Here is a 17,391-nt window from a genome sequence, read left to right on the forward strand (position 1 = left end):
CCCAATGATCACCCACAAGCTCAAGCTCGAAGACATCAACAAAGGCTTCGACCTGATGCACGAAGGAAAATCAATTCGCGCTGTCGTGGAATACTAGGTCGTGGAACTCGTTTCTCGCAACAAATGCTTTGATGGGCAGCAGTCAGTCTACAAACACCAGTCATCGGTGTGCGGGACAGAGATGACCTTTGCGGTCTATCTGCCGCCGCAAGCGCGGACGCAGTCTGTTCCGGTGCTTTGGTATCTGTCTGGACTGACCTGCACCCATGATAATGCAATGACCAAAGGCGGATTTCAGAAACATGCCGCTGAACATGGCATTGCTTTGGTATTTCCAGATACGTCTCCGCGTGGCGAAGGTGTTGCAGATGACGAAGCCTATGATTTGGGAATGGGCGCCGGGTTCTATGTGAACGCAACGCAAGGCCCGTGGAAGCCGCACTTTCAGATGTACGACTATGTCGTGAGCGAGCTGCGGAGCCTGCTGCAGGGCGCTTTGCCGATCAACGACCGGCATGGGATCACAGGGCATTCAATGGGCGGGCACGGCGCGCTTATCATCGCAATGAGAAACCCAAAGTTGTTTACGTCGCTTTCTGCGTTTTCGCCCATCGTGAACCCAAGTCAATCTGACTGGGGTCGCAAACAGTTTAGCGCCTATCTGGGCGACGATGAATCCACATGGGCCCAATATGATGCTACAATACTGATGTCTGAACTTGGTTGGCATGGCGACATTCTGATCGACCAAGGTGCTGACGACCAGTTCATCGACTTGTTGCGGCCACAGGCATTTGCAGATGCCGCGTCACGTCGCCGTCAGCCTTGTGTTTTGCGTACGCATGACGGGCACGATCACAGTTACTTTTTTGTTTCCAGCTTTGCCGAAGATCACGTGACTTGGCACGCGGAACGGCTTCACGACTACTAGTTTCAAAGGGACGAGGAATAGATAGACCATGAAAACAAGATCACTGATAGGGCTAGCGATTGTCGCAGGTGTTGCGATGGCCGGCGGTGCATCCGCCGAAAGCCACGCTGAAGAAGTGGCCTTTGAAATAACTGGTGACGCTGCTGCGGGTGAACGCGTCTTTCGCCGCTGTGCTGCCTGCCATGCCGTTGGTGAGGGTGCCGAGGCAAAAGCCGGACCTGTGTTGAACGGGATCGTTGGTCGTGCGGCCGCTATTGCCGAAGATTTCGACTATTCGCCCGCAATGATCGAATTTGCTGCCGCCGAAGAACTGGTGTGGGTGCCAGAGACGCTTGACGCGTTTTTGACCAAGCCACGCGACTACATCGAAGGCACAAAAATGACGTACGCCGGTTTGCGCAAAGAGGAGGACCGCGCAAACCTAATCGCCTATCTGGCGACATTTTCAGAGTAGGAGGGACGACTGAATGCGAGATACCCATCGGTATTAATGCCCATGGGAACGGCCCGTGAAATCCGGGCGCTGGACGGCAGGGATGGTCGGATCCAGCAATGATACCTTTAGGGAGGTTACTATGAGGAAGACAAAATATTTAGCCGCGGCTTTACTTCTAAGCTCGACGGTCATGGCGTCAGCAAATGATGAGCTGATGAGCTTGATGGATGATCCTAATCAATGGGCTATCCAGACTGGCGATTACGCGAACCAGCGCTATTCGGAACTGGATCAGATTAATAAAGACAACGTTGGTGATCTGCAGGTCGCATGGACATTCTCGACAGGTGTTCTGCGTGGCCACGAGGGTTCACCATTGGTGATCGGGGATGTGATGTATGTTCACACGCCTTTCCCGAACATCGTCTATGCGCTTGATCTGACCGATGAAGGCAAGATCATCTGGAAATACGAACCCAAGCAAGACCCAGATGTTATTCCGGTTATGTGCTGTGACACGGTTAACCGTGGTGTGGCTTATGCGGATGGCAAGATCTTCTTGCACCAGGCGGATACCACTGTTGTTGCTTTGAATGCAGACACCGGTGCGGTCGAATGGAGCGTCATGAACGGTGATGCAGCCGTTGGTGAAACCAACACCGCAACAGTTCTGCCAGTTGGTGACAAGATCATCGTTGGTATTTCCGGTGGTGAATTTGGTGTGCGCGGTTCTGTGACAGCGTATAACATTGCGGACGGCAGCCAAGCGTGGCGCGCCTATTCAATGGGTCCAGACAGCGACATCCTTGTTGATCCAGAGATGACAACCCATCTGGGTACACCTGTTGGCGTCGATTCCGGTCTTAATACTTGGGAAGGTGATCAGTGGAAAATCGGTGGCGGCACCACATGGGGCTGGTACTCGTATGATCCAGATGAAAACCTTGTCTACTATGGCACAGGTAACCCATCCACATGGAACCCTGCGCAGCGTCCGGGTGACAACCGTTGGTCTATGACCATCATGGCACGCGATGCTGACACAGGCATGGCCAAGTGGTTCTATCAGATGACTCCTCACGATGAGTGGGATTTTGATGGCATCAACGAGATGATCCTGACCGACCAAGAGATCGACGGTGTTGAGCGCAAGCTGCTGACACACTTCGACCGTAACGGTCTGGGTTATACGCTTGATCGTATCACTGGCGAACTGCTGGTCGCTGAAAAGTTCGATCCCGCCGTTAACTGGACAACGGGTGTGGATATGGACCCCAACTCTGATACCTACGGGCGTCCAGCTGTTGTGGCCGAATACTCCACTGAACAAAACGGCGAAGATGTGAACTCTACTGGCATCTGTCCTGCGGCTCTTGGTTCAAAAGACCAACAACCAGCGGCCTATTCACCTGAAACCGAACTGTTCTATGTTCCAACAAACCACGTTTGCATGGACTACGAACCATTCCGGGTGAGCTATACTGCCGGTCAACCATATGTAGGTGCGACGCTTGCGATGTATCCTGCTCCTGACAGCCACGGTGGTATGGGTAACTTTATCGCTTGGGACAACACAGCAGGCGAAATCGTCTGGTCACTGCCAGAGCAGTTCTCTGTATGGTCTGGTGCGCTGGCAACAGCTGGTGACGTGGTGTTCTACGGTACACTGGAAGGTTACCTGAAAGCTGTCGACGCTGCGACCGGTGAAGAGCTTTATAAGTTCAAAACACCATCAGGCATCATCGGTAACGTGATGACCTATACCCAAGGCGGAAAGCAATACGTTGCGATCCTGTCAGGTATTGGGGGCTGGGCTGGTATCGGTCTAGCGGCTGGTCTGACCAACCCGAACGATGGTCTTGGTGCTGTGGGTGGTTATGCCGCGCTTAGCGATTACACCGCTCTTGGTGGTCAAATGACAGTCTTTGCACTGCCTGACTAAAGGTACGCAAAGTTGAACATGGACCGGCGCAACCACACGGCCTGCGCCGGTCCGCTTGCTCAGATTTAGAGGTCAGAAACTAATGCGCAACTTCGCACTCACGCTGGGAACTGCAGCCCTTATGTCAGTCGGTCAGGCGACATTCGCCCAAGACGATATGACAAACATCGACGCCGCCTATAGTGAAGACGGGCGCTACTATACCGAAGAAGATATCCCGACCTTCAACATTACTGAGGATGGTACCATTGATTGGCTGACCTATTCAGGCTTCCGTCGCTATCATTCTGAATGCCACGTATGTCACGGGCCAGAAGGCGAAGGGTCCAGCTATGCACCCGCACTTAAGAACTCGGCGATCGAAATGGACTATTACGATTTTGTGGATGTCGTGGTGAACGGACGCCAGCGCATCAACGCTGCCGAAAACTCGGTCATGCCAGCGTTTGGTGATAACCCAAATGTCATGTGCTACCTTGATGATATCTACGTCTATCTCAAGGCGCGCGGAGTCGAGGCCGTTCCACGCGGACGCCCCGGAGCCAAAGAAGCAAAGTCCGACGTAATTCGCGAGGACGAGAATGCGTGTTTGGGCTAAAAGCCTTTTGGTCATAGGTATTGCGCTGTGCGGTCTAACTGCTCAGGCGCAAACCTCTGATCTTGTGTCCAAGACGGCCTTTCGGGTTTGCGCTGACCCGGCAAACGCACCCATGTCTGATCGCGATGAAAATGGGTTCGAAAACAGGCTGGCGGAACTCTTCGCGGCCCAGCTCGAGCTTCCGGTTCAATATGAATGGTATCCGATGTCCACGGGTTTTATTCGCAATACTTTGCGTGCGAACAAATGCGACGTTGTGATCGGATATGCGCAAGGGCACGAAATGGTGTTGAACACCAACCACTATTTTACCTCCGCGTATACTCTGGTCACAAAACGAGATGGCGCGATTGCTGATGTCGACACTTTGTCAGATGCGCGACTTCAGGGGCTGCATCTGGGCGTCGTCGCCGGTTCGCCCCCTGCGACACATCTTGCGCGTAATGGGCTGATCGCTGATGCGCGGGCATACAATCTGGTTGTCGACCGGCGTCATGAATCCCCGATCCCCGATATGCTGAATGACCTGAACACAGGAGAGATAGACGGCGCGTTGATCTGGGGGCCAATTGCCGGACCACTGGTCAAGGCCGATTACCCAGACCTTCAAGTCACACCGCTGGTCAAAGAAACGATGCCGCCGCGTTTGTTCTTTCGTATCACAATGGGTGTGCGACAGGGTGAAAAGGTATGGCAGCGACAACTGAATTCGCTCATCCGGCGCAATCAGACTGAAATCAATACTATCCTGAGTGATGCTGGTGTCCCTCTCATCAACGATATGGGTACCGGTCTGTTGGAACTGGAACAATGATGCGCGCAGGAGCATTTGCATTCTTGCTGATGCTACCAGCGCCAAGCATCGCCGAAACAGTGCCAGAGCCCGATAGCTATCGGATGGAGCAATACCGCGCGCCGGTTCCCAATACACTGACCGGTGCGACAGTCGTTGATGTTGACGTGGCCCACGCATTGTGGTTGACAGGGCATGCGGTGTTTATCGATGTGTTGCCGCGTGCACCAAAGCCAGCCGAGTTACCAAAAGACACCGTCTGGCGCGAACAGCCCAGATTATCGATACCCGGTGCGATATGGTTGCCAAACGTCGGCTACGGGCAACTCGCGCAAGTCAGTGTCGGCTATTTCGAAGCCGAGATGGCGCAGGCGACAAACAGTGACCCCAAAGCGCCAGTGGTGTTTTTTTGCCTCAGCGAATGTTGGATGTCTTGGAACGCTGCGAAGCGCGCGGTCACCGAATTGGGTTACAAACACGTCTACTGGTTTCCGGATGGCACCGACGGGTGGGGCAAGGCAAACCACCCCACCGAAGAGATATTCCCTGTCCCCGGATTTGGAGCGCGGGAATAACGCATCAAGAGACCCCGCGCGTCATTCCGATATGATCATACCTTATCGGGAAAAGTTGGTTCGCCGGACCAGCAAGGAACCGCAAGCTTTTCGTCGTCTACGCCAATTTCGTGGGACTGGGCGATCAGCCATGTCTTAGCGCCAACTCCTGTCGATAGCGTGCTGCGGCCAGTGGATTTCGCCAACGACAAGAACCCTGCAATCAGGGCCGAGGCCGCGGATGTCCCGCCGAACCTGCTGAAGTAAGACCCAAATTCGCGCATGGTGTTGTTAAGAGACGCGCTTTGATAGGGGCTGCCAGAATAACCGGCAGGGCCGGGCACGTCAGTGCTGATCACATCATAGCTGGAAAACATGTGGTTACTATTATTGGCAGGGACGCCTGTTGGATCGTAATCTGGGCTTTGTTCGTCCAAACGCACTTCGTTACGGTCAAAGACTTCGGCGTCGTTGCTCGGAGCAAAAACAGTAATATTCCGACTACCTGAATAGCTGCTGCGATGCCCCTTTGCATTGATTGCACCGACAGAAATAATTCCGTTGTGTTCGGATGCCAAATTTGCGGGATAAATTGCGTTGTCTTCATTCGAATTCCCAGCGGCACATACCACCGGGCGGGCTTGGGACACGTTTTCAATAAGTTGGGCAAGTTCAGACCAAGCATTGTTATCGTCAACGTCGCTTGAGACTTGCCGCACCAGATCATTGAGCGCGACACCGTCGACAGTGTGATCACCCAGCTCTGGCACAGTGCGCGTTGGGTCCGCGATATTGCGCGGGAAAAGCACAACGTCTGCGTCGATTAAGTCCGCATACAAAAATGCCAAGATCAGGCCTTCGGGGTTGGGATCAAAATTTGTAGAGATTTGAACAATCTCACACATCGGATCAACACCAGAGTAAGGAAGCGCGATTGGTATGGCATGACCCGTTGTTAAGGTCTGGGTCGACACACAAGGGCGCGCGCCAACCAGCCCGGAAATGCTTGTTCCATGGTTTGAAAACGACGGCGAAACGCAAGGCTGAACCATATCCGCGTGGGGTTTCGATCCGTGCGAAAGGCGGTCAATGAATTCTGCCAATAAGCGAACGGAATGTGGCAATCCGTCTGCGATATTCGTTGCCCAGTTTAGCTCTAAGTCACCGATGGATTCTTGATTTGCTGGCAAATATGGAAATGAACCCAGTCGCGCAGAAAACAGATCCAAAGACAGTTCGGTGTTTATCGCCCCGACAAGATTTGGGTGATCAATGGCGGCCGATGTATCAATCACGGCAATCCGTGTCGGTTTGGATTGTTGGGTCGCGCGCCATCCATTTGGAGCATTGTTTTCGCCAAGCACGCCCAACGTTTTCAGGTGCCATAACGCATCATACTGAGGATAGATTTCTGTACCAGTCAGTTGTGTTTCAATTTTTGTCATTTCTAAATCCACTCTTGTAGTGCAGAGAGCATTTGGGCTTTGCACACTTTCTCCATCACCGGCGTCACCATGCGCGCCAATCTATAGCCAGCATCGGTATCGGACGCGTAGTGCAGGCCTGCCCACTCTCGATTTTCGGCGATCCTTCGTGCGCTATTGAATAACTCCGAGCTTGCCGGATGTTCGGGCAGCATTCGCGAAAACAAAAATGCGATGGAAAATGACTGAAACGCGTGGTTTGACGGATACGACTGATGTGGTGGGTTTGGTAACACGGGCCGAAGGCGCGGTTCGATCTGGTTCGGGCGCAGAACGCGGTAACGGTCTTTATAGCGTAATCCAATTTCGTCAGTTAGTACTAAGACGAGGTGGAATAAATGCTCTGTTGCCTCGTATCCACCGACGTTTTCGATACCAAGAGGACGCAGATACCCAGATAGCTCAATCTCGGCTTCTCTGAAAATTTCGTCTCGACGTAGTTGCTCGGGCGTTGTCTTGAGCAGGTGTTGTTTGGTCAGCAGGTCAATTGCTTCGCGGCGCAATTGTTCGGGGGCAGGCGGCAATGGAATAGGTAGGTTGTTCCATTCATTGATGAGCGAATGTAGCTTTTCACGTTCCTTCCAAGGTTCCTGCAACGTACCGCCCACAACAGTTTCAAGAGACCGGTTTCTATTCCGATTACGATTTCTATTACGATTGCGGTTCCTGTTTCGGTTCCGATTGCGGTTCAGTGCCAGCAGTGACAACGCCCCGCCGGCAGTCGCGGCCGTGGCTAAGTCGGCCATAGGTTGTGCAGTATCTTCGTTCAATCGCAACCCAGTTGGCGTGACCGTAAAGCTATTACTTGTCAGAATTTGATGAATATCCAAAGTGTTCTCCTAATGTGAGCATCGTTTTATTGCTTCGAGAAAATCTGCTTCTTTCGGGTTTTCCCCGAGCCGAAAGCGTTCTTTTTGAACGCTCGGGTCTCCAAAGTCAGGGTCGATACGCAGCAAGTCGTGATAAACATCGGCGGCTTCGGTCATGCGTCCAGTGTCTGAAAGATTGACCAACAAATACCGCATGGCAGCCGAAAATTTTGGTTGCTTCTTGAGCGCGTTTTGACTGGATACGATTGCCTTGCGGTGATCGCCAAGCATCGTCGCGGTCATCGCAAGCGTTGTGTCGTAGCTATAGCTTATAGGGCTGTAACTGCCCAAATAAACCGCCCGTTGGGCCGCGCTATGGGCTGCTTTGTAGTCACCGGTATACAGCTTGTGTAATGCGTAGTGGTCCCAAACAAAGGCTTGATTGCGATTCAGGTTTAAAGCCCGTTCGATTAACGCACCAGCCATAGCATGGTCGCGAAATACATAGCCCATCGTATGCCCCAAGCAGGCAAGCGATATGGCGTTAAATGGGTTTTTGTTCTGCGCATCTTGCGCGAGTTCGACGGTGTCGCTGACAGTAGTTGCGTCAATAATCCCAAGGTTTTCACCAATTTTGAACGAGGCAGAATAAGCACGAAGCGCTGAGAATAGTGCGCTGTTTTGGGTGTCTCGCGTGGAAGAAAGCAGCTGTTCGGCATTGTTGAGCGCCATGCGGTCCAAACGGAACATCATGTTCAAGGCCGTATATCCCGCGACCTGTGACTGATCTAAATGCGTGCCGATGTTGCCGGCCTGATCTGTTATGGATTTCGATATGCGGTCGACATTCTGTGTGACGAAACCTGAAATAACGTAGCTGTCCCAATCCAGCACATCGGCTACAGAAGTTTGAATAGACTGGCTCCATTCCAACGACATGCGTGTCGCCTGGTAGAAAAAGAACGTCAGCGTCAAAGACTCGCGTATTTGGAGCGCTCGGACGCGAATGTAATAATCAGTATCGCTCGCACCTGCCAAAGCATCCGAATGGGCCGAGGAATCACGAAAGTCATAAATGTCCAGTGGGTGTAGTTCACACAGGTTCTTGGCTATTCCTTCAAGCACATTATCAGCAACATGAGCCGTATTTGTATCGCAGCCCTGCTGAATGTTTGGCAGAATGCCCACAGAGATACGTAGTGTTCGCTGTGTCGGCTGCACTGTGACCTGTCGGGTGTCAATTTTTTGCGGAACATTGACCGGTGCTTCGTCGCGCGCGGCGATCAACTGTTCAGACTTTCTTACCCATGTTTGTCGTTCAAGAAGCAGCCAATTTTCGAACTCTTCGTCGCGAATATCGATCCCTTCTAGCAATGTAGTGTCCGGCGAGATGTTCAAGGTCGACATCTGAGAGACATCCTGTTGAACGGCAATGTAATCGATCCATAGCCGGTCATCCTTTAGCGTGATTGTATGGCGGTCGAGCGCAATTATTGCGTCAAACAATCCACCCAAATCACGGCGAAGTTCAAAAATGACCTGCCGTAGACTGGTCGACGACTTTCGCTCGTCGCTCTCGCTCCAAAGTTTATCACGTAGCCATACCCGGGTTCGTTGGCGTCTGGGCGCGAGTGCTAATAACGCGAGCAGCGCGACTGCCTTTTTACTACGCGGGGTGCGGTTTTGGCCTGTTGCGTCAGTAAGGGATATGGGGCCAACTACGAATAGCTTGGCGTAATAGCCGTCACGCTTATCTGCATCGGCTGAATGCTCTGAAGGGCGACATAGGTTCTGATCGTCTACAGTTTTACAAACTGTGCCAAGGTGCGAAGTCAGCGCAGCACCTTTTGAAATTTTATGTTTTTCAAATGATTGTATCAAAGCACTTATCCACTTCTTCGCAAAATGCAGAATCACTGTGAAATAGGCGGCGTTAGTGAAACGTTATATAATTTATAGGCATCGCGATAAGTTACCGCGGCTTGCGTTAGTGAACGATTTTAGACTCTCATTTTGAAAATCGAATAGTACGGCTTTCCATACCTGCGTTATGCGCGGCGTTAATGTGGCAGTCACGTTTTTCTAACAGGGCTTTCGATAGGAACCTTCTTATGATTTTGGGGAGCCTGCTATGTTTAATACCGCAATTATTTCTAAAAGTTCTTTTTTCAACCAAGCCTTAATGACCGAGTTAAATCGCTCTGAATTTGCGGTCGTTGCTCAAGCGACATCCATACGAGATTTGATGACGCAGGCAAATATTCGACGACCAGACATAGATATCGCGGTGCTAGAGGTCACAAAACCCGACGAGGCCTTTATTCAAGAGCTGGCCGCATATCATCGGAAACAGCATGCGTTTAGGTCGCTGCTGATTGTACCGTCATATAACGCGCAGTTGCTGACGCGGCTGTTCGAAATTGGCTGCGCGGGATGCTTGTCGTCGGCTGTGCCGGTCAATGCGATATCTCATTATTTGAAACTGGTTGCTGACGGTCAGCGGATTTTACCTGACGGAGCGGCTGACCTGTTGCAAACTTTGGTAAAGGAAACCGAATTTTCAGTAAATGGCGCCGCACTTCAGACGAAACTAACAGCGCGCGAGGGGCGTATTCTAGGCCACTTGCTGAAAGGCGAACAGAATAAACAAATTGCGATGCGCCTGCAGGTTCCTGTTACAACGATTAAAGGCGACCTAAAATCAATTATGCGCAAGACGGGCGCACGCAATAGAACTGCTCTGGCCATCGCAGCTGTTAAAACTGGATGGTCAGAGCATTTTGAACACGGTCAAATGCTAAGTTAAGTCGTTTCTTTGATCGTCTTTGCAGCGTCCAATGCCTTTTTGATAAGATCTGCGATCACATCCATCCCGTCTTCCGAGGGCGGCGCGCTAATATTGTCCGCGGTCAGAGTAGGCATTCCGTGCCCTTGCAATTCAGCCGGTAGCCCAAGCGACTGGCAACTGCCAAGAACTGCTTGGAACAGGGTGTTTGAGCGTGCACCGTTGCGTGGCATTCCATGAATGTCTGGTCGCTGAGCAAGCAGAACTGCGGCGACGCCGGCGACATGTGGTGATGCCATCGATGTCCCGTCATAGCTGCCAAAGCCAGGTCCGGGTAGCGTCGATACAATTGCGACGCCCGGACCGCAGACATCGATCTCTTGCCCGCGACATGTGAAACGCGCGGCGAAACAGGACCCGTCACTTGTCACATGGTCCGTTACATGGCGGCTATGAAAGCTGTCTTCTGGGAAGGTCCCAAATTTACCGATTGCAGACACAGCCATCACTTCGGGGTAGGCTGCGGGATACATGACAGTCCCGCCGCTATTACCCGCAGCTGCGACCAACAATATACCGGCTTCTCTGGCGGCTTGCATGCGTTGTTGTAGTAGGTCACTTTGATTTGCCCCGCCCAACGACATGTTCACCACATCGACCTTTAGCGCGATAGCTTCGTCAATCGCGGCAATGAGCTTTGAAAAGCTTGCACCGGGAAAGACACGCAAGGCGAAAACATCGACGCGGTCAACAACACCACGCATCCCTATTCCGTTGTTCAGTGCGCTAATGGTTCCAGCGACATGCGTACCGTGCCCACTGTCATCAGTTTTCCAGTCTTCTTCGGGGTTCCCTTCGACGGCAAAGCCACGACCGCCTGCAGCGACAACGTCAGGGTGGCCATCCGCAAAACCGCTGTCTATCACCGCAACGCGAATGCGATCTGACGCAGGCATTTCGACGTTCCCAATCGCATCGTTGCCCCAAAGATTTACCTGTGGCGCATCCAAACTGGCGGGTAGGCTGGTGACGGTTACCGTGTTTTCTTTTGCCGCAAACGCGGGCTGTTGGATGATCCGGCTCCAATGATCCAGTGCTGGCTTAATCCGCAGCTCTGTCAAACTGTCGAGCGTTTCACCAAATAGTTTAAGCGCAACCCGACCTTGGGCATTCGTCATTTGTTGGTCTGACCATACCTCTCCGGCTAAATCGACACGGGCGCTCGCAACCGGTGCGCCATTTTCGTCGACAACCTTCAATGTAATCTTGAGTTCGTTGCTACTGTTTGCTGCCGTAATTGGCAGCTGACTCATCTCGAACGTAGATTCCGCAGTTTGCATGAAAAGCTGATGATCCGGTTCAACAAGCAATGCACCTTTATATTTGCTTTTCAGCTTATCGGCGCCTTCTTCGGTCAGTTCTGCAGTTAACGTATGGATGTCATTCGTGTCTGGGTGGCGCATCACTTCGAAAGCAGGGGCCGTTTTGTCGGTGTCGCCGTCTGCCGTAGCCGCAAATGCTGCGACATTTCCGGCAAGTTCAACACTTAGTTTTTCGAGATCCACTTCGTCAACGTTTGCCGGGGTGATAGAGGGTTTGCCCAAAATGTATTTTTGCGTTTGAGCTTTGTCCTTTTTGGATCCAACTTCTGGCATGGCTACCTCCTATTGTAACTGTTGATTAATTTGGGCTAGCTCGGTTGCGATGCTTTCCAGTCGCCGGGCAAGGTCTTGGACCTGAACACGCAGGTCTTCGGGTTCTTCTGGCTGCGTTGATGAAAGCGCTTCGGCCGTGTCAAAACTGGCTTCGAGCTGATTAATCAGCAATTCGATTGATGCGTCTGTTGATAGGTCATCAGTCGATGCTTCAGATGAAAATTCGCTGAAAAATGTGTCAATGTCTTGTAGGTCGTCTCTGATCAAGGTGCGGGTCATGGTCTTCTCCTGAAAAATATGCGCGGGCTCAAATAGAGCGCCGCGCGTTAGTTCGGAATTTTATTTGGTGCATGCCTTGATGCAGCGATACGCGTCGTAAGCGGCACGGATCGCAGATGCGTATTTTTTCGCCTTGAAATAACGCACTGCTTTCAAAACCTTCGGAACGCATTTGGAGCATTTCCCATAGCGGCGCACGAGACGGACAATCGTCGCGATCAGCTTGCGGGCTTTGTTATAAAGGTATTTTCCGATGAACTGTTGGTCGAATTCATTGTCAGCCAGTTCGCCGATCGACGCCGTGTCAAAACCAAGCTCGCTAATGCCTGCAGCATCAAGTTCCGCATCAAGTTCCGCAAATGCTTCGGACAGTTCACTGTCCATTTCTTCAAGCCCAAACTCCGCAAATTCAGCATCCATTTCAGCGAATTCTGCGGCCATTTCGTTCAATTCCATTTGAGAATAAGTACTAGACATTTCTGTCTCCTTTGACTGTTTGAAATTAAGTGCGCCAAACGCTTGGCCCTTAGTTTTTCGAACAATCAAAGGAGAGAGGTTCACTCTCTTTAGAGAAAAATGTGACGCGGATGAGACTAGAACCCGCGATCTTTGGTTTGTTTTTCGAGAATAGGCGTTCAAAATTCCGACACGAAATCCCCATGGCGCTGGACTGGATCGCCAGCGGCATAGTCTTTGGTCAATTTGACGCGCTGCGGACAACATCCGTCTGATGTTGTACCGCTGATCGACCGTTAACCTCTATCGAAGTGTGAACGCGTTCACGAACGCATCCACAGCAGCGTCGCTATCGCCCAAGGCAAATGCTTCCATGCCGACCGGGCCGTTATATCTCAGCTTATCAAGAGCGTTGGCCACACCGTGATAGTTGATTTCACCTGTGCCGGGCTCACAACGACCCGGATTATCGGCCACTTGGACTTCTCCGATCCAAGGCAGGCATTTTTCGCACCAGCGGGCCAAATCGCCTTCGCCGATTTGTGTGTGGTAAAGATCAAGATTAATGCGCAACTGTGGACGATTGATTGACGATACTAGCGCCAACACATCCGCGGTCGAACCAAACGGGCAACCGGGGTGGTCAAGACCGTTCAAATTCTCGAGGGTGAAAACGACGCCTTCGGCTTCGGCCATGTCACAAATACGGTTGAGCGTATCGCGGGCTTTTAACCACATAGGGCCATCCACAACATCATGCTGCCAGATTGGGATACCACCGTCACCAAGCCCGGTGCCATGAAGGTTCAGACGGTCGACCCCCAAGTTTTTGCCGATTTGAGCCGTTTCATAGGCAGATTGCAACAGTATATCTGCTCCCTCGTCGTCAGCCAACCGTCCCTCAAGATAGCCGTTCATGATCGTGTAGTTGGCACCAACGGCAGCGAGCTTTGTTAGGTCATGATCTGGGTAGTTCCATAATCCCACCCCTAATCCGCGTTCTGTCAGGCGTGCAGCGCGCCAATCAATCGCTTTTTCAGGCCACAGCATTTCGGCACAAACGGCCAGTTGAAACGGTTGCGTCATTTCGTGTTCTCCTTGGACCACGCTGGCCTTACATTAGGTGTTCAACATTCGGGGCTGCCACAAAACGCCACTTACGCAATGGGCCTGCCATAACATTGAGGTAATACATCTCAAAACCATGCGGCGCCCCGCATGGGTGATGACCACGTGGCACGCAGACAACGTCGTGATCATGTACGGCCATTGTTTTATCTAGCTTTAGGTCATCCGTATAAACCCGCTGGATGCCAAACCCATCGGCGGGGTTAAGGCGATGATAATATGTCTCTTCGAGGTAGGTGATCCGGGGATAATCGTCTTCGTCGTGACGATGGCTTGGGAATGACGACCAATTACCCGCGGGCGTAAAGACCTCGGTTACCAACAGGCTGTCACAGTAGTCTTCATTTTCCATCGCGATGTTGTTGATGAAACGGGTATTCGATCCCTCGCCGCGCTGGGTCAGCGTGATTCCGTCGGGGCCAATTTTGCGCGCGTCATGGCCTGAATTCCCCGGTGCCTTACAAACTGCAATCGTGCAATCGGTTGTTGCCTTCAGCACCCAATCTTTGCGGTTCGGTACATAAAGGCAATGCGGTGGAGATTTTTCGAATACGTTCATGCGGTCGCCAAGCTCACCCCAATCACGTCCGGCGGCAGTGATATTTGCCTTACCTTCGACCATGACAATAATGACTTCGGTTTCACCTGTAACATCGGACGCATCTTCGCCTGCACGCAACCGCAGCAGTTCAAACCCGACATACCGCCAGCCTGCGCTTTCGGGCGTGATTTGATGCACCTTTCCATGATCACCAAAGGGGCGTTTTAAAAGATCAGCCATTGTTGTTTCCTTCGATTAGTCCGGTTTCACGCGCAATGCGTTTTAGCGTGTGCAAACCAAGTGTTTGGTACATCAGCGGGTTACGCAGATCTGGATCTTGCTCGGCTTCGATGACGATCCAGCCGTCATATTCATTCTCGGCCAATATGCGCAGCAAAGGCGTAAAGTCGACACCGCCTTCTTGGTCGCCTGGCACTGTAAAGACACCGGCACGCACACCATCCATGAAGGACATTCCATCATTCTCAACGCGTGCACGCAAAGTGGGACGCACGTTTTTCGCATGAAAATGCCCCACGCGGGCGATATGTTTTTTCAGCACGGCTTCGGGGCTTCCCCCCGCGAAATAGCAATGGCCCGCGTCGAACAGTAGCTTCGTCGCGGGACCGACAGCGGCCATAAACGCATCAATATCATCAGGGCTTTGAACGACTGTGCCCATGTGATGGTGATAAACAAGGTATATCCCTTGATCCGCACAGTATTGCGCGATTTCCTCGACCTTTGCGGCAAATTCATTCATAGCAACGTCATCTAACATCGGGCGTGATGCCAGCGGCGCATCAAGCCCTTGGACGGAATTGGACGTTTCGCAAACGATGCAAACCTTGCAGCCGTTGTGCTTTAATTTATCCAGATGCGGTTGGATTGCTTTTTTTTCGTCCTCGACAGAGTGCGCCAGCAAATTCAGCGAATGCCACCCCGAGATAAACTGAAGCCCGTAGCCGCCTAATAGGTTTTTGAGCGCCTCGGGGTCGTCGGGCCAGCGATGCCCATTTTCGATACCGTCAAAGCCGATCAGATGTCCCGCTTCTTCAAGAATGCGCTGGGTCGGAATGTCCGCGCCCAAACTTTGGTCATCATCATTGGCCCAAGCAATTGGATTTGTGCCGAATTGGATCATGTTCTGCCTATTAATTCGTGAGGCGCTGAAGCGCCAAATTTTGGAGATAGTTTTCATATGCGGCTTGTTGTTTGTCGCTATCGCCAGCTTCGGGCACAGCGACATCCCACCAATGACCGGCATCACCGAAGCCCGGCCCGACAGTCGGGTCAGTGTCGATCACAATGACGGTTGGAATGTCTCGTGAACGCGCTGTCGCAATCTGTTGTTCAAGATCAACAAGGTCTTTGGCCTTCACCGCATGTGCGCCCATAGCAGCGGCATGGGCCACATAATTAATCTCTGGCTGCTGTTCGACGGCGCAATCTTTGTAAAGATTGTTGAATTCTTCGCCACCGCACCCCTGCTGCAACCGATTAATACAACCATATCCCCGATTATCTGTCAGAATGACGGTGAACGGTATTTTGCGCATTACAGCAGTCGCGAGTTCAGAGTTCGCCATCATGTACGAACCGTCACCGACAAAGCAGATGACCTCTCGGTCTGGGCAGGCGAGCTTCAGGCCCATTGCACCAGCAACTTCATAGCCCATGCAGCTAAAGCCGTATTCCATATGGTAACCGCCTTGGCTGGGTTGCCAAAGCAATTTTAATGCGCCCGGCATCGTGCCTGCCGCACACATCGCAATGGCGTCTTCACCTGTGGCGCGCTGTACTGCGCCGATCACTTCGCAATCCATAGGGCGGTCGCCGTCTGAACTGTCATCGCGTGGCAAGCAATGTGCTGTGACAGCATCAAGCCATGCAACGCGTGCATCAGTATCAAGCTTTGACGTTCTATAAGATCCAATGGCATCCGATAAGAGATCAAGCGCAACTTTTGCATCAGCCATCAGTGGGATCGCGCCATGCTTCATCGCGTCATATGCAGCAACGTTGATCGAAACCAGTTGGCGGTCCGGATGTTTAAACAACGCCCAAGATCCCGTTGTGAAATCTTGGAACCGTGTGCCGACCCCAATCACCAAATCAGCATCTTCCGCCACAGAATTCGCAGCGGCAGAGCCGTCAACACCAGATGCACCAAAATTCATTGGGTGACTTTGCGCCAGCGCCGATTTTCCAGCTTGTGTTTCTACTACGGGAATTTGGTGTCTGGCCGCGAACGTGCTCAACGCGTCTTCGGCTTGGGAATAGATCACTCCCCCCCCGGCCACGATCACGGGGTTTTTCGCAGCTTTAATAAGCGCGGCAATATCTGCCAACTCTTGCATGTCGGGTTGAGGACGCCGGATGCGCCACACCTTTGGTTCAAAGAACGCAACCGGATAGTCATGCGCTTCGGCCTGTACGTCTTGGCAAAACGATAGGGTCACGGGACCGCATGTAGCTGGGTCGGTCATCGTCGCAAGTGCGCGCGGCAGGCAGGTCAGCAAGTGTTCCGGGCGCGTTATGCGATCGAAATACCGTGACACAGGCCGAAAGCAGTCGTTGACGGTTATCGTACCGTCATCAAAATCTTCTATCTGCTGCAACACCGGGTCTGGCCGGCGATTAGCAAACACATCACCGGGAATAAACAGAACAGGAAGCCGGTTAACATGCGCGAGCGCAGCCGCCGTCACCATATTTGTGGCTCCGGGCCCAATAGATGATGACACGGCCATAGCCCGCGTGCGCTTTTTACCCTTTGCATAGGCAATCGCGGCATGCGCCATCGTCTGTTCATTTTGCCCACGCCACGTCGGGAATACGGCTTGCGATTTCTCCAGAGCTTCGCCCAAGCCAGCCACGTTTCCGTGACCAAAGATCGCCCAGATGCCTTCGATAAAGCGTTCACCTGTTTCGGTGTGTTGCACGCTTAGCCATTTCACCATTGCTTGGGCAGCGGTTAACCGGATCGTATCAGTCATT

Annotated in this window: 17 protein-coding genes; 7 read left to right on the forward strand and 10 right to left on the reverse strand. The window is 52.2% G+C overall.

The annotated features are described in order from the left end of the window. The first annotated feature begins 100 nt into the window (after window positions 1-100). The 6 genes from fghA (at window position 101) to CLV80_RS17415 (ending at window position 5,275) form a co-directional block, all read left to right on the forward strand. Window positions 101-931, forward strand: coding sequence for an S-formylglutathione hydrolase (fghA, locus tag CLV80_RS17390; RefSeq protein ID WP_106359216.1), 831 nt, complete (start codon window positions 101-103; stop codon window positions 929-931). A 28-nt stretch (window positions 932-959) separates the two neighbouring features. After that, complete coding sequence (locus CLV80_RS17395) at window positions 960-1,385, forward strand: c-type cytochrome (RefSeq protein ID WP_165793418.1); 426 nt, start codon at window positions 960-962, stop codon at window positions 1,383-1,385. A 121-nt stretch (window positions 1,386-1,506) separates the two neighbouring features. Continuing rightward, window positions 1,507-3,309 carry a lanthanide-dependent methanol dehydrogenase XoxF5 gene (xoxF5, locus tag CLV80_RS17400; protein ID WP_106359217.1) on the forward strand — a complete coding sequence of 601 codons (1,803 nt, stop codon included), beginning with the start codon at window positions 1,507-1,509 and terminating at the stop codon, window positions 3,307-3,309. A 121-nt stretch (window positions 3,310-3,430) separates the two neighbouring features. Beyond that, on the forward strand, window positions 3,431-3,907 hold the full coding sequence (locus CLV80_RS17405) for a c-type cytochrome, methanol metabolism-related (RefSeq protein WP_375342206.1): 477 nt from the start codon (window positions 3,431-3,433) through the stop codon (window positions 3,905-3,907). Then, complete coding sequence (locus CLV80_RS17410) at window positions 3,891-4,721, forward strand: substrate-binding domain-containing protein (protein ID WP_106359219.1); 831 nt, start codon at window positions 3,891-3,893, stop codon at window positions 4,719-4,721. Before CLV80_RS17405 ends, CLV80_RS17410 begins: the two co-directional genes overlap by 17 nt. Next, complete coding sequence (locus CLV80_RS17415) at window positions 4,718-5,275, forward strand: PQQ-dependent catabolism-associated CXXCW motif protein (protein WP_106359220.1); 558 nt, start codon at window positions 4,718-4,720, stop codon at window positions 5,273-5,275. The genes CLV80_RS17410 and CLV80_RS17415 overlap by 4 nt, the downstream gene beginning before the upstream one ends. Window positions 5,276-5,310: 35 nt before the next feature. Here CLV80_RS17415 and CLV80_RS17420 read toward each other — a convergent pair whose 3' ends face one another. The 3 genes from CLV80_RS17420 to CLV80_RS17430 are packed head-to-tail and all read right to left on the reverse strand — an operon-like array spanning window position 5,311 to window position 9,428. After that, entirely contained in the window at window positions 5,311-6,699 is a 1,389-nt protein-coding gene (locus CLV80_RS17420) for a S8 family serine peptidase (RefSeq protein WP_106359221.1), read from the reverse strand. Window positions 6,700-6,701: 2 nt separating this feature from the next. Next, window positions 6,702-7,568, reverse strand: a complete 867-nt coding sequence (locus CLV80_RS17425) for a phosphatase PAP2 family protein (RefSeq protein WP_106359222.1) — start codon at window positions 7,566-7,568, stop codon at window positions 6,702-6,704. Window positions 7,569-7,577: 9 nt separating this feature from the next. Continuing rightward, window positions 7,578-9,428, reverse strand: coding sequence for a tetratricopeptide repeat protein (locus CLV80_RS17430; RefSeq protein WP_243394611.1), 1,851 nt, complete (start codon window positions 9,426-9,428; stop codon window positions 7,578-7,580). A gap of 301 nt (window positions 9,429-9,729) precedes the next feature. On the opposite strand from CLV80_RS17430, the gene CLV80_RS17435 reads away from it, so the two are divergent. Next, window positions 9,730-10,353, forward strand: coding sequence for a helix-turn-helix transcriptional regulator (locus CLV80_RS17435; RefSeq protein ID WP_165793419.1), 624 nt, complete (start codon window positions 9,730-9,732; stop codon window positions 10,351-10,353). On the opposite strand, the gene CLV80_RS18765 is transcribed toward CLV80_RS17435, so the two are convergent. The 7 genes from CLV80_RS18765 to iolD all read right to left on the reverse strand — a co-directional run bounded on the left by CLV80_RS18765 (window position 10,350) and on the right by iolD (window position 17,390). Continuing rightward, window positions 10,350-11,987 carry a S8 family peptidase gene (locus CLV80_RS18765; protein ID WP_106359224.1) on the reverse strand — a complete coding sequence of 546 codons (1,638 nt, stop codon included), beginning with the start codon at window positions 11,985-11,987 and terminating at the stop codon, window positions 10,350-10,352. The genes CLV80_RS17435 and CLV80_RS18765 overlap by 4 nt on opposite strands. Window positions 11,988-11,996: 9 nt before the next feature. After that, on the reverse strand, window positions 11,997-12,266 hold the full coding sequence (locus tag CLV80_RS17445; RefSeq protein WP_106359225.1) for a hypothetical protein: 270 nt from the start codon (window positions 12,264-12,266) through the stop codon (window positions 11,997-11,999). A 60-nt stretch (window positions 12,267-12,326) separates the two neighbouring features. Then, window positions 12,327-12,743: a BAR domain-containing protein gene (locus CLV80_RS17450; protein ID WP_133169796.1), complete on the reverse strand. Its 417-nt coding sequence runs from the start codon at window positions 12,741-12,743 to the stop codon at window positions 12,327-12,329. Window positions 12,744-13,025: 282 nt separating this feature from the next. Continuing rightward, a complete protein-coding gene (locus CLV80_RS17455) occupies window positions 13,026-13,808 on the reverse strand; it encodes a TIM barrel protein (protein WP_106359227.1) in 783 nt (260 codons plus the stop codon). A gap of 28 nt (window positions 13,809-13,836) precedes the next feature. Then, complete coding sequence (gene iolB / locus CLV80_RS17460) at window positions 13,837-14,631, reverse strand: 5-deoxy-glucuronate isomerase (protein WP_106359228.1); 795 nt, start codon at window positions 14,629-14,631, stop codon at window positions 13,837-13,839. Next, window positions 14,624-15,535: a myo-inosose-2 dehydratase gene (gene iolE, locus CLV80_RS17465; RefSeq protein WP_106359229.1), complete on the reverse strand. Its 912-nt coding sequence runs from the start codon at window positions 15,533-15,535 to the stop codon at window positions 14,624-14,626. The genes iolB and iolE overlap by 8 nt, the downstream gene beginning before the upstream one ends. 10 nt (window positions 15,536-15,545) lie before the next feature. Next, the gene (iolD, locus tag CLV80_RS17470; protein WP_106359265.1) at window positions 15,546-17,390 is read right to left on the reverse strand and encodes a 3D-(3,5/4)-trihydroxycyclohexane-1,2-dione acylhydrolase (decyclizing); all 1,845 of its coding nucleotides are present in this window, start codon (window positions 17,388-17,390) and stop codon (window positions 15,546-15,548) included. Between the last annotated feature and the right edge of the window lies 1 nt (window position 17,391).

This window comes from Yoonia maritima, assembly GCF_003003285.1.
Lineage (GTDB): Bacteria > Pseudomonadota > Alphaproteobacteria > Rhodobacterales > Rhodobacteraceae > Yoonia > Yoonia maritima.

Excerpts from the sequence above, each read along its gene's own strand:
- CLV80_RS17450 (WP_133169796.1), bottom strand. The coding sequence starts at position 12,743 with ATGTCTAGTACTTATTCTCAAATGGAATTGAACGAAATGGCCGCAGAA.
- iolD (WP_106359265.1), bottom strand. The coding sequence starts at position 17,390 with ATGACTGATACGATCCGGTTAACCGCTGCCCAAGCAATGGTGAAATGG.
- CLV80_RS17395 (WP_165793418.1), top strand. The coding sequence starts at position 960 with ATGAAAACAAGATCACTGATAGGGCTAGCGATTGTCGCAGGTGTTGCG.
- CLV80_RS17405 (WP_375342206.1), top strand. The coding sequence starts at position 3,431 with ATGTCAGTCGGTCAGGCGACATTCGCCCAAGACGATATGACAAACATC.
- CLV80_RS17455 (WP_106359227.1), bottom strand. The coding sequence starts at position 13,808 with ATGACGCAACCGTTTCAACTGGCCGTTTGTGCCGAAATGCTGTGGCCT.
- CLV80_RS17445 (WP_106359225.1), bottom strand. The coding sequence starts at position 12,266 with ATGACCCGCACCTTGATCAGAGACGACCTACAAGACATTGACACATTT.
- iolB (WP_106359228.1), bottom strand. The coding sequence starts at position 14,631 with ATGGCTGATCTTTTAAAACGCCCCTTTGGTGATCATGGAAAGGTGCAT.
- CLV80_RS17415 (WP_106359220.1), top strand. The coding sequence starts at position 4,718 with ATGATGCGCGCAGGAGCATTTGCATTCTTGCTGATGCTACCAGCGCCA.
- CLV80_RS18765 (WP_106359224.1), bottom strand. The coding sequence starts at position 11,987 with ATGCCAGAAGTTGGATCCAAAAAGGACAAAGCTCAAACGCAAAAATAC.
- CLV80_RS17410 (WP_106359219.1), top strand. The coding sequence starts at position 3,891 with ATGCGTGTTTGGGCTAAAAGCCTTTTGGTCATAGGTATTGCGCTGTGC.
- CLV80_RS17420 (WP_106359221.1), bottom strand. The coding sequence starts at position 6,699 with ATGACAAAAATTGAAACACAACTGACTGGTACAGAAATCTATCCTCAG.
- CLV80_RS17435 (WP_165793419.1), top strand. The coding sequence starts at position 9,730 with ATGACCGAGTTAAATCGCTCTGAATTTGCGGTCGTTGCTCAAGCGACA.
- iolE (WP_106359229.1), bottom strand. The coding sequence starts at position 15,535 with ATGATCCAATTCGGCACAAATCCAATTGCTTGGGCCAATGATGATGAC.
- xoxF5 (WP_106359217.1), top strand. The coding sequence starts at position 1,507 with ATGAGGAAGACAAAATATTTAGCCGCGGCTTTACTTCTAAGCTCGACG.